This window comes from Streptomyces sp. NPDC006265 (assembly GCF_040613555.1).
Lineage (GTDB): Bacteria > Actinomycetota > Actinomycetes > Streptomycetales > Streptomycetaceae > Streptomyces.
Genome location: NZ_JBEXSH010000191.1, coordinates 1 through 11,758, shown reverse-complemented (window position 1 = coordinate 11,758; position 11,758 = coordinate 1). Strand labels below are relative to the sequence as shown.

11 protein-coding genes are annotated in these 11,758 nt (G+C 69.2%); 3 read left to right on the top strand and 8 right to left on the bottom strand.

All coding sequences use genetic code 11. From position 1 onward, the window contains the following. From ABZ281_RS17765 to ABZ281_RS17755, 3 genes are all read right to left on the bottom strand, one after another. A partial coding sequence (locus ABZ281_RS17765) for a LacI family DNA-binding transcriptional regulator (protein ID WP_356656480.1) occupies positions 1–839 on the bottom strand: 839 nt, incomplete at its 3' end. Positions 840–1,049: 210 nt separating this feature from the next. After that, positions 1,050–1,253 (bottom strand): DUF5999 family protein, encoded by a 204-nt coding sequence (locus ABZ281_RS17760; protein WP_030835828.1) that lies wholly within the window; start codon positions 1,251–1,253, stop codon positions 1,050–1,052. 434 nt (positions 1,254–1,687) lie between these two features. Next, complete coding sequence (locus ABZ281_RS17755) at positions 1,688–2,272, bottom strand: hypothetical protein (protein WP_356656478.1); 585 nt, start codon at positions 2,270–2,272, stop codon at positions 1,688–1,690. Positions 2,273–2,819: 547 nt separating this feature from the next. Here ABZ281_RS17755 and ABZ281_RS17750 point away from each other — a divergent pair. Both ABZ281_RS17750 and ABZ281_RS17745 read left to right on the top strand, forming a co-directional pair. Continuing rightward, positions 2,820–4,337 carry a glutamate--cysteine ligase gene (locus ABZ281_RS17750; protein WP_356656476.1) on the top strand — a complete coding sequence of 506 codons (1,518 nt, stop codon included), beginning with the start codon at positions 2,820–2,822 and terminating at the stop codon, positions 4,335–4,337. 67 nt (positions 4,338–4,404) lie between these two features. Next, positions 4,405–5,205, top strand: coding sequence for a type II CAAX endopeptidase family protein (locus tag ABZ281_RS17745; RefSeq protein ID WP_356656474.1), 801 nt, complete (start codon positions 4,405–4,407; stop codon positions 5,203–5,205). A 47-nt stretch (positions 5,206–5,252) separates the two neighbouring features. Here the strand turns inward: ABZ281_RS17745 and ABZ281_RS17740 are convergent, their stop codons facing one another. Together ABZ281_RS17740 and ABZ281_RS17735 are read right to left on the bottom strand one after the other, a co-directional pair. Then, complete coding sequence (locus ABZ281_RS17740; protein ID WP_356656472.1) at positions 5,253–6,071, bottom strand: PhzF family phenazine biosynthesis protein; 819 nt, start codon at positions 6,069–6,071, stop codon at positions 5,253–5,255. A gap of 241 nt (positions 6,072–6,312) precedes the next feature. Then, on the bottom strand, positions 6,313–6,738 hold the full coding sequence (locus ABZ281_RS17735; RefSeq protein ID WP_356656470.1) for a nuclear transport factor 2 family protein: 426 nt from the start codon (positions 6,736–6,738) through the stop codon (positions 6,313–6,315). Between the two features lie 85 nt (positions 6,739–6,823). On the opposite strand from ABZ281_RS17735, the gene ABZ281_RS17730 reads away from it, so the two are divergent. Beyond that, a complete protein-coding gene (locus ABZ281_RS17730; protein ID WP_356656468.1) occupies positions 6,824–7,390 on the top strand; it encodes a TetR family transcriptional regulator in 567 nt (188 codons plus the stop codon). Positions 7,391–7,435: 45 nt separating this feature from the next. Here ABZ281_RS17730 and ABZ281_RS17725 read toward each other — a convergent pair whose 3' ends face one another. The 3 genes from ABZ281_RS17725 to ABZ281_RS17715 form a co-directional block, all read right to left on the bottom strand. After that, positions 7,436–8,440, bottom strand: a complete 1,005-nt coding sequence (locus ABZ281_RS17725; RefSeq protein WP_356656466.1) for a TniQ family protein — start codon at positions 8,438–8,440, stop codon at positions 7,436–7,438. Positions 8,441–9,074: 634 nt separating this feature from the next. Then, a complete protein-coding gene (locus tag ABZ281_RS17720; RefSeq protein ID WP_356656464.1) occupies positions 9,075–10,124 on the bottom strand; it encodes a TniB family NTP-binding protein in 1,050 nt (349 codons plus the stop codon). Next, positions 10,121–11,758, bottom strand: a 1,638-nt coding sequence (locus ABZ281_RS17715; RefSeq protein WP_356656462.1) for a transposase, incomplete at its 5' end; no start/stop codon positions are given. The genes ABZ281_RS17715 and ABZ281_RS17720, both read right to left, overlap by 4 nt.

Here is an 11,758-nt window from a genome sequence, read left to right as displayed (position 1 = left end):
AGGCCGCCGCAGGCCACCGTGCCGTACGGCCGCAGGCCGCGCCGGCGCAGTGCCTCGATCGCGCCGAGTGCCATCCGGTCGCTGGCCGCGAACAGCGCGGTCGGCGGCTCCGGCAGGTCGAGCAGGGTGGTGCAGGCGGTGAAGCCGGACTCGGGGTGGAAGTCGCCGGGGACGACGAGGGTCGGGTCCATCGTGATGCCGGCGCCCTCGAGGGCCGCGCGGTAGCCGTCCAGGCGGGCCCTGGAGCACAGCAGACGGGACGGGCCGGCGATCATGCCGATCCGGCGGTGGCCGAGGGACAGCAGATGCTCGGTGGCCGCCATGCCGCCCGACCAGTTCGCGGCGCCGATCGTGGGGGCGTCCAGGGCGGGGGAGCCCGCTGGGTCGATGATCACCAGGGGCACCCCGAGGATCTTCAGCTCCTCGTGCAGCATCGGATCCAGGGCGGACGTCACGAGGATGACGCCGTCGGAGGCACGGGCCCGCAGGTTGCGCATCCACTCGCGGGCGTCGCCGGAACGCCCGTGGATGGCCGACACCACCGTGCCGACCCCGGCGGCGTGCGCGACCTCCTCGACCCCGCGGATGATCTCCACGGCCCAGGGGCTGTCGAGGTCGTCGAAGACCAGGTCGAGCAGGGCGGCACGGGTGCCCGGGGCCGCGGGGCGCTTGCGGTAGCCGTGCCGGCGCAGCAGGTCCTCGACCCGGGCCCGGGTCTGCGGCGAGACGTCGGAGCGGCCGTTGACGACCCGGGACACCGTTGGCACCGACACACCGGCCTGCCGGGCGATCTCCGTGATCGTGACCTTGCCCTCGGCGTCGGCCCCACGTGCTCCCACTTGCCCCACCTCCGTCGACGGGTGACCGCGAAACTTCCAGGAGTCTTCCGGAAAACGGGCATCCGTGGGAAGGCGTGCGAGAGGGGAACGGGACGTGGCAGCGGGTGACGGAAAGTGACGACCGCCGGACATGCGTCGGGGCCGGTGCGCAGGGTTTCCTGCGGCCGGCCCCTCATGTCTGCCGACGGGGCGTCATCCCGCCGAACGGCCTCAGGCGGCCGTCATCACCTGGCCGGCCAGCGGACGGTGCGGGGCGATGGCCCGGCCGTCCGGCAGCAGCTCGCCGGTGTCCTCGAAGAGCACCACGCCGTTGCACAGCAGGCTCCATCCCTGTTCCGGGTGGTGCGCCACGAGGCGGGCGGATTCCCGGTCGGCGGAGTCGGCTGAGGGGCACTGGGTCTGGTGCTGGCACATGGGTGGGATCTTTCGCTGGGTCGAGATGGACGATGGGATTGCGTCGGCTGAGCCGGATGTCGTGTCTGTTCCGCGGCTAGAAGTGTCGTTCATGGCCGCCCCCCGTTGTGATAAGTCGTCGGAACCCAGTGTTGCCCCACGGGCGTCAATCCGCAGGGATTTCGCGGCACCGCTTCTCACAGGTTGATGACGCATCCCCCGCGCGGACGGTTCATCCCAACTGCACTGTCCCTTCGGGTGGTTCGCACTGACCGGATAGGGCTAGTCCGCTCGAGCCGACCACCTTTTCGGCTCGTACGAGCCAATGCATGCTCGTACGAGCGATCCTGTGAGCGGTAAAGCGATCGTGCGAGCGGTCCGCGATCGACCGGCTGGTAAATGCGAGACCCCGCCGCCGGAATTCGACGACGGGATCTTCGGAACTGTGCGGTGCTTCAGGCGGGCGAGCCGAGCAGTCTGATGGGAGCCGCCCGGTGGGTCAGCACCGGGAGGAGTTCGGCGACGCGGTGCGGGCGGTGGGCCGCGATGCCGGGAGGCGCCGGCGCCAGCGGGACAAGCAGGTCGGTGGCGGCGGGGTGGCCGGTGGCACCGTCCGCGGTGCAGTCCTCGTGCAGCCAGAGCGTCAGCATGTACAGGCCGGGCACCGACAGCAGGCGGGGCTGGTACGGCTGCGGCATCGTCTCCGCCTGGCGCAGGGCACGCTCGGTGGAGGTGATGTACGGGCCCTCGAAGAAGTGCGAGAACGTCCAGCCGTCGGGAGTCAGCATGGTTTCCGCCGCGGCCACGGCGCGGTCGCCGCAGCGGATCAGGAAGCGCCACCCGGCCAGCCGGGTCGCGGACGCGCCCTCGGCCGTGACGTGGTCGAGAACGTGCACGGGCAGGGGGAGCTCGGGTGTGGCGGGTCCCTGGGTGCCGAGCAGGGAGGGAGTTCGGGCTTCGCGGACCGCGGTGGGTGAGGAGAGCGCATGGAGGACGGAACGGAGTGCGGGCGCGGGAGCCGGCGGGACATGCAGCGGCATGGTGGGTCGCCTCTCATTCAAAGGCACGGTGGCGCGAGGGCGGGGGCGGACGGCGCTGTCAGCTCACGAGGGTCAGAGAGGCAGGGGCCGGGGTCATGAGAACGAGAGAGGGGTGGGGTCCGCGTCGCCTCGACGGCAGGACCCATCGACCGTGGGCGCCAACCTTCTGCCTTGTTCGCGGAGTTTATACGACACGGGTTCAGGCTGTGTTTCGTCTAGCCGTTTCCGGTGAGTAGAACAAGGGTACATTCGGTCGGCGATACGCGAGAATTATCCCGATTTCACGCGGGGGTGCACTGCGATGACCTCGGTGCATGTCCGCGAACCGGTCGGCCCATTCTCGTCGGCGTTTTTCACGAGTTCCAGGGAGGCGATACCCGCTCCTGTGCGACATGCCGAGTGAATGTGCCACCGGTCACACGTGACCAGCGTAGCGGGCGTTGGTTCCGCCCGGGACGTTATCGATCGCATTCGCTGGGCATCCTCCACCTGACCGGGGCCCCGGCAGCGGGATCCCGGCCCGCATCATCCGAGGAGGGACGCTTCGATGGGGGAGAAGGTCGCGGCAGGCCGGTTCGACCTGTCCGATCGCCAGCGCTACCGCGACAAGCTGCGTCAGTGTCTGACGGGCTTGGAGCGACTCCTGGCGGAGCAGCGGTTCGATCGCCCCAAGAACCTCATGGGGCTGGAGATCGAATTGAATCTCGCAGGTGCCGACGGCATGCCGAAAATGTTGAACGGGCAAGTCCTCGAACGCATCGCGAGCCGCGACTTCCAAACAGAACTCGCCATGTTCAACCTAGAAGTGAACATTCCCCCACATCGTCTTGCGGGCCGGGTATTCGACCGTCTCGCGGAGGAACTCCGTACGTCGCTGGCATATGCCGACCGAAAAGCCGGCGAGGTCGACGCGGGTATTGTGATGATCGGTATTCTGCCGACTCTCGACCGTGACGACCTGGTGTCGTCGAACCTGTCCGACGTCGACCGGTACACCCTCCTCAACGACCAGATCGTGGCCGCCCGCGGCGAGGAGTTCACCCTCGACATCGACGGCGTGGAGCACCTGAGCTGCACCTCGAAGTCCATCGCGCCGGAGGCCGCCTGCACCTCGGTGCAACTGCACCTCCAGGTCACCCCGGCCCGCTTCGCCGACGTGTGGAATGCCGCCCAGGCGGTCGCCGCCGCGCAGATCGCCGTCGGCGCCAACTCGCCCTTCCTCTTCGGCCGCGAGCTCTGGCGTGAGTCGCGGCCCCCGCTGTTCCAGCAGTCCACCGACACCCGCCCGCCCGAGCTCCAGGCCCAGGGCGTCCGGCCGCGCACCTGGTTCGGGGAGCGCTGGGTCACCTCGGCGCACGACCTCTTCGAGGAGAACCTGCGCTACTACCCGGCCCTGCTGCCGATCTGCGACGACGAGGACCCGCTGAAGGTGCTCGACCAGGGCGGCACGCCGTCGCTCGCCGAACTCGTCCTGCACAACGGCACGATCTACCGCTGGAACCGCCCGGTCTACGGCATCGCCGACGGCGTCCCGCACCTGCGCGTGGAGAACCGCGTCCTGCCGGCCGGGCCCACCGTCATCGACGTCATCGCGAACGCGGCCTTCTTCTACGGGGTCGTCCGGGCCCTGGCCGAGGAGCCTCGGCCGGTGTGGACCCGGCTGCCGTTCGAGGCGGCCGCCGCCAACTTCGACGCCGCGTGCAAGGACGGCATCGAGGCCCGCTTCACCTGGCCCCGGCGTGGCCGGTACAGCGGCACCGCCGAGGTCGACGCGGTGAACCTGATCCGCGACGAGCTGCTGCCACTCGCCGAGGCCGGGCTGGACGCCTGGGGAGTCGAGCCGGCCGACCGCGATCTGTACCTGGGCGTGATCGAGGAGCGGTGCCGGCGCCGGGTGAACGGGGCGAGCTGGCAGGCCGCCACGTTCCACACGGCACTGGACGCCGGCCTCTCCCGGAACGACGCGCTGGCCGCCACGACCCGGCGCTACCGCGAGCTGATGCACAAGGGCGACCCGGTGCACACCTGGCCGGTGGGACTGCCTGAGCCGGCGTCGCTGGGCTGACGTCGCCGACGGGTGAGATCCCGCTGCCGCCATACTGATCCGACAGGTCGGTGAAGTGGAGGCAGGTGTGCAGGCGGAGGCGAGCCCGGTGGGCGATTCCATTCCCCAGCAGGGGCTCTCACGGCGGATGCTCCGCACCGAGACGCTGCTGGTCCTCGCGCTGTCGCTGGGCGCGAGCGGAGTGTCCGCGCTGATCAGCTTCATCGGGTCGGTCACCAAGCCGGGCGGCCTCAGGGACCAGGCGGCCACGATGAACGCCTCGGCGGCGCCCGGTCGGCCCTGGCTCGACCTCGCCTGGCAGCTCTTCGGGATCACCACGGCGCTCGTCCCCGTCGCGCTCGTCGCGCACTTCCTGCTGCGGGAGGGCGCGAGCCTGCGCACGATCGGCTTCGACCGCACCCGCCCCTGGCCCGACCTGGGTCGCGGGGCGGCGATCGCGGCGGTCATCGGCAGCTCCGGTATCGCCTTCTACCTCGCGGCCCGCGGCCTCGGCTTCAACCTCACCGTGGTGCCCGAGGCGCTGCCGGGGGTGTGGTGGAAATACCCCGTGCTGATCCTCTCGGCGATCCAGAACGCCGTGCTGGAGGAAGTGATCGTCGTCGGCTACCTGCTGCGCCGCATGGGCCAGCTGGGGTGGACCCCGACGGCGGCTCTGGTCGGCAGTTCCGTTCTGCGCGGCTCCTACCACCTCTACCAGGGCATCGGCGGCTTCGTCGGCAACATGGTCATGGGCGTCGTCTTCGTCTACCTCTTCCGCCGCTGGGGGCGCGTCGGCCCGCTCGTGGTCGCCCACTCACTGCTCGACATCGGGGCGTTCGTCGGATACGCGCTGCTGGCGGGCAAGGTGGGCTGGCTGCCGACGGCGTGACGTGAGGCGGGCAGGGGCGTACGGGGTCGTACGCCCCGTCATGCGTCTCAGGCCAGGAGGTCGCCCTCGATGACGGTGACCGCCGTGCCGGTCAGCAGGGTGCGGTCGCCGCGCAACTCCGTGCGGACGCGGCCGGAGCGCGGTGAGGCCTGGAGGCCGGTGAGGCCGGGGCGGCCCAGGCGCTCGGACCAGAACGGGGCGAGTGCGGTGTGGGCGCTGCCCGTCACCGGGTCCTCGTCGATGCCGACGTTCGGGAAGAAGCAGCGCGAGACGAAGTCGTAGCCCCGGGCCGGGTCCTCGGCGCGGGCGGTGGCGATGACGCCGCGCTCGGAGTGGGCTGTGAGGGCTCTCAGGTCGGGACGGAGGCCGTGCACCGTCTTCTCGTCGGCGACCTCGACGAGCAGGTCGCCGATGTTCGGGCCGGTGTCGAGGACCGTGAGCGGCTCGGCGCCCAGGGCCTCGGCGAGGCCGCGGGGCGGGTCGGCGCGGGTGAGCGGGGCCGTCGGGAAGTCCAGCGTGACGGAGCCGTCCGCGGCGGGCGTGGCGACGAGGACGCCGCTGCGGGTGGCGAACCGCACCGGGCCCGTGTGTGCGCCGGTCGTGTGCAGGACGTGGGCGGTGGCGAGGGTCGCGTGGCCGCACATCGCGACCTCGGCGGCCGGTGTGAACCAGCGCAGTGCCCAGTCCGCCTCGGCGCCCCCGTGGAGCGGGTGGGCGAAGGCCGTCTCGGCGTGGTTGACCTCCAGGGCGACGTTCTGCAGCCAGGTGTCGTCCGGGAAGGCGTCCGCGCCGGGCAGGAGCAGGACCCCGGCCGGGTTGCCGGAGAAGGGGCGATCGGTGAAGGCGTCGACGATTCGGATCCTCATGCCCCGACGCTAGGGCTCCCACGAAGCCGCAGGCCAAGGCCAATTCGCGGGCGCTGGCCCGGTTCGGTCGGCCGGTGTCCTGTCTCAACGAAGTTAGTCGTCCGCGCCTCGCTGATCTGCGGGGACTGGATTGGGTGAGACGCGGGGACTTGGTTCGTTGAGACAAATCTCGGGGGCCGGGACCGAACAGGCTGGGTGCTGCCCGGTCCCAGGTTGGGCTGCCGCTGTACTGGTCGGGCCGTCAGGCCCTGGCGCTGGCGACTCCTGAGCCGTCCATGTAGTCGCGGACGCGTGTGATCAGTCCGTTGCGGACGTGGAGTATCAGGAGGCCGGGGACGGTGAACGTGTTGGCCTTGGGCGGCAGCGTTCCCACCACGACATGCTCGGCGATGATCACTTTGGGATCGGCGGTCTCGTGGGCCGCGATCCTCCTGACCTCCTGCACCTTGGCGGGGCTTGCGCCCCAGACCGCCCGGTAGCCGGCGCGCACGGCCTCACGACCCTCGAAGCATGCGGGGAAGCCGGGTGAGATGAACGGGAACTCGTGCACCGCATCGATGGCGTAGAGATCGGCGAGATCGTCTGGCGACTTGTCGAGCATGGCTTGGTAGTAGCAGGTCAGCACCTCGTGAGGGGTGCGAACGGCAGGTGTATCCAGATGTGACACGGGGTCATTCCATTCGCTCAACACTTGTTGACCCACTCACGGTAGGGTCGGCTGGAAGTTCGGTCAACGGCTGTAGAGTGAATCGGTGTCCACTCCTCGCCAGTCCCGCGCCGACCGCCGCCGAGCGACCGAGGTACGCATCCTCGACAGCGCCCGGGAGCTGTTCGCTGAGAAGGGATTCGAGCGCACCACCATCCGCGCCGTGGCGGCCGCGGCGAGCGTCGATCCGGCTCTGGTCATGCAGTACTTCGGCTCGAAACGGGAGCTGTTCAGCCAAGCCGTGCAGGCGTTGCCCGCCCCGCTGACGGTCACTGATGCCGACGAGCTCGTCGATCAGTTGCTGGCCTCGCTCGGTCTCAAGCTCGGCGGTCTTCCCGAGGGCACGCTGGCGATGATGCGGTCGATGCTCACCGACCAGGCAGCAGCCGATCACGTCCGTGCCGCTCTCGGCCGGCAGATCGACAGCGTCGGTGCCGCCCTGCCCGCTTCCGAGGATCCCGAACTGCGCGCCGCACTGGTTGTCACCGCGTTGCTGGGCGTGACCATAGGCCACCAGCTCCTCGGCTTGGCCGCGCTTCGTGAGGCCCCTGCGGATCACATCGCTGCGTTGCTCCGCCCCGCCATCAAGGCCCTGGCAGGACCGCCAGGGTGAACCCAAGGCCCCGTCGCTCGGAATGTGAGCAGGCTGTACTCAGGCTCAGCAGCGGTAGTAGGGGTGGAACGGGCTCCACCGTGTTTCCGCGTCGGCTTCATCGGGCTTGCGCGGTGGCGGGATCGTTTCGCGAGGGAAGAACGCGTCGTAGATCCTCGGGCTTCGGTGGAAGGCGACGAACTTGTGGGTGGAGAAATGCTGCTCAACCCATTGGATCAGGGGGTCCTTGCGGTCCTTGGGGACGTAGCCGAGAAGGATGTTGCGGACGGTGATCTGCTCGACGAGCCAGGTGACGTGGCCCGTGGTGACAGCGCGGCGTTCCCACTCCCGGCCGGCGAGTAGTCCGGCGAGCGTCACGACTTGAGGGTGGAAGACCATCGTGAGCGTCAGGTCGGGAGAGGGAGATTTCCCGGTGCCGTCGGTGAGGATGCGGCGTGCAGTGTCGAGCAGATCGAACGGGTCAGCGGACTGCTGCAGCCAGGCGAAGTACATCTTTCGCGCATCCGGATAGGCGTTGCGAACCCAGCGGCGGCCGTGGCGGGCCACCAGATTTCGGTGGTGTCTTTGGGCTCGTAGCGTGTCGGGGAGCCTGCTGACGTCGACTTGCTCGTCGGCGTTGGCGATGCCGTTGCCGATCCAGAGGCGGTGGCGGAGACAGACGTTGCGGTCATGAGTGGTCCAGCAGGTCACGGTCATGGTGATGCCTGCGGCGTGGGTGCAACGGCGGCAGGCGGGACGCTGGATGGCGGTGTGCAGGGCTGAGCGCGGACGGCCGATGGCGCCGGGCTTGTCGATAGCGTCGGAGTCGGCATCGGTGTCGAGGAATTCGGGCAGGGCCAGTTCCAGGGCGCGTTGGCGGACTCCGGCCGCGGCGGCGAGAGGCTCAAGGAGCCTGTTGGCCGGGGTCTTCTTGGTGCGGCGGATCTCCAAGAGGGGCAGCAACTGGTCGGCCGGAAGGTGGTTGGCGGCGGCGAGCCTGTGGAGGAAGGAGTCCAGGGTCTCGTTGTGAAAGAGGGCGACGGTGCGCGGAAGCGGCTGTCTCGGTGGCACTACTCGTCGCGTTCCCGCAGATGGAGAAGGTCGGGGAGGGCTCTGAGGCGTTCACGATGGGCCGCGGCGCGGCAAATACGGGAACACCACACCGGGTGGCATCGACTTCCGCGCGAGGAGCTTGTCTTGTGCTGCAGATCCTGCCCGCAGTGTCCGCACTGCCCCCTGACCCACCGGGCTTCGTAGGAGGCTTGCCTGCAAGGTTCGGAACACCAGCGAAAAGGGCGGTTGCGTTCGACGACGCTGCCGCAGTGGGCGCAGGGCGCTCTGTGGACGGTGTGCCGGCGGGCGCCCCGAGGCGAGAGCGGGACGCGCTTCCGGCGGGCGAACAGGCGGCAGCGGTCGGAACACCATCGTGCGGGTCGGCCCTTGACCCTCCGCGAGCGCAAGGGCTGGAAACAGTTGCCGCATCGCGTGTCAATCAGTGCTCGTTGCAGGTCAGCAAGGGGGCGTCCCGTGACCGCGGCCACTTTCTCGACGAGGGGCGGGCCGACGGAGCCCACCGCGCAGAGGTGGGAGCGCAGATCAGCGGGCGGGAGATGGTTGGCGTGCGCCAGGCGCCGGATGTAGGAGTCGACGGTGTCGTCGTCGGCCGGGCGAACGTAGATCGGCAGGCGGGGAGGAGGGATATCGATCATCGCTGCCTGGTCGGCTTTCGAGCGGGACGAACGGATTCCGCGGCGTGATCCAGGGGGATGGCATCGAGGCCTTCCTTGGTGACGCGCTCGGTGCCGTTGAGGATCGCGTCGATCGCGGCGCCCCGGATGGCGTGGGACAGGGCTCCGATCATCCCGTCGGTGCGGTTGTGCAGGTAGCGGTCCAGTTTGACCAGGCTGCGCGGGGGATGGTCGTGCAGGATGAGAGTCTCTTCCATGGTCGCGATCAGCCCTTTCCATTCGTCGCCGTAGGGGAACGGGCCGGTGGGGACGAGGGTGAAGCGGCCCGCGATCTGAGCGCCTCGCGTGCCGACCAGCAGTTCACTGGTCTCCAAGTCGATCCCCGCATAGACGAAGGTGGCGGGGATGCGCTCGGAGAAGTACTTCAAGGTGTCGGAGACCTCGGCGCCAGCCTGGGTCCTCTGCGAGATGTTGTGGATCTCGTCGACGAGCACGAGACCGGTGCGGGTGTCGGTGCAGACCCCCACAACGGCCTCGATGATGTCGGTCATGTTCGACCGGGGGCGGACCGGAAGTCCCAGGAACCGGGCGAACTCCGCCGCGACCATGCGGGCGGTCGCAGCAGGCGGAACCGTGATGTAGAGAACCGGAATTCGCTCCGAGATCGTCGGGTGACGGGCCCGGTCGAGAAGTTCGTGAGCACGGCCGAGTTGGGCGATGGCGCTGGTCTTGCCGGTGCCTGGAAGGCCCGAGACCATCAGCCCGCGGCGGGCGCTGATCGCGTGCCGGTTCAGCAGGACCAGGCGACGGCCGCAGATCCGTGTCTTCTCCACGAACGACGTGGAGACCGTGAGCATCCGGGCGTGATGGTCGAGGCGGTCCTCGTCGTGAAGGTCCTGCTCGGTCGGTGACAACTGCTTCAACTGTCCTGGGGACAGTCGGCCCGGAGGCGGGGGCGGTCCGTCGACGAACCTCCGCCACCCGGCCAGAGTGGTCAGCTGTCGGTTCGCCTCGGCGTCGGCCTCCTGCACTGTCGTGGGTCCGGCCGCTGGGACGGAAAGGGTCATGGTCGCCTCCAGGGATTGGCGAGCGGGTCGAACAGACCCAGCGGGATGACATCGGCGAGCTCGGTCTCCGACTCCTCGTTGCATTCGGGGTCGTTGGCGGGCGGATCGGGGACCGGGCGGTCGGTCGAGGTGGCACGAGTACGAGCGGCGACGCGACGCTCGCGGCGTGAACGCTTGGCCGGAGGGACCTTCTCCGCAGCGGGACCCTCGTGGGCCCGCCGCAGTAGGGCCGCGGCCGCATCCGCGATCTGTTCCTCGGTGCCGCCGGGGACCTGGGCGCGAGCGTGATCCCAGGCCAGCTCACCGAAGGGGACTCCGACGCGGTGCAGGTGCTTCCAGAACACGGTGATCCACCGATCAGCGCGCATGTCGCGTACCCAGATCCGGGACACGTCGTAGGGGTCGTAGTGGACCTCCCACAGACCCTTCTTCGCCGTCACCCCCGAGCTCTGGCGGCGCAACGGGTTCAACTCAGGGCTGTCGTAGGTGCGGTGCTTGATACGGATCCCGTAGGCGTTGATCGCCTGCCAGCGCTCGGGCAGCAACTCGACGTAGTCCTCACCGCCGAGCGGCACTGGCACGTATCCGCAGGATTCAAGCAGCGTCGCGTACTTGTCGTTCGGCGAGAAGGCCCGCCCCGGTGCGTCCGGGTCGCGCAGCGAGTCGTGGGGCCTCGTTTGCCAGACGGCAATGATCCACTCGTCGAGAAGGTTCTGAAGTTCGGGCAGCGACCACAGCGGCCCGTCTTCCAGGCCGCGGCCCCGGCGGTCCGTCGTCGAGCCGGTGTATCCCGCGACGAATTGAGCGAACAACGTGGCCACGGAGCCCAGGGTCTTCTCGATCGTGCCCTTGTCGGTCGGCGTCGCCTTGTGCGCCGGCTGCAGGTTGATGCCCAGGTAACGGCAGGACGACCTGAACGCGTGCGAAATGAACACGCTTCCGTGGTCGCAGACGATCGTCTCCGGCACAATCACCGGGCGGGCAGCCGCGTGCTCCAGGCGCTCGTCGATGCTCAGCAGTCGCCGGTGCGGCAACGCTGACCGGGACATCCGCAGAGCTTCCGCCCAGCCCGGACGCATCGCCTCCGGGGTAACACTGCGAGCCAGCAACGCGGCGGCGTCCGCGGCCTTAATTGAGGGCCGCAGCACCGCCGCGGTGATCGACCTGGTGGCAATGTCGACCATGGCCGTCAGCTCGACCTTCTCGGCCACGCCGTCATCCAGCCGCACCAGCACATCCATCGGCGTGGAATCGATCTGCATGAGCTCCCCGGGCGCACTGGCCGGCACTTCGCCGAACGGCCCGGTCGGCCGTGCCGCGATCGAGCGGCGGGCGCGGGCCGACCCGATGGCGTGGGTGCCGGTGGCGAGTTTGTCGAACAACCGGTAGAGCGTGGCCCGTGACGGCAGCTCAACGTCAGCGGGCTCCTCCCGGCCGGACAGGATCTGCTTCGTCCGCCAGATGATGAAGCCGATCGTCCTCGACGATGCGTCGGCCGTCTCGGCGATCGCCCCTCGCATGGCGTCCACTACGGCCGGATCGACCTGGCGGAAGGCCTGCATCTGCTTGGCCGACCGGCCATCCGCCAGCCCGACCAGCCCAACCCCCAGATATCGCTGCCGCCGCTGCTTTAC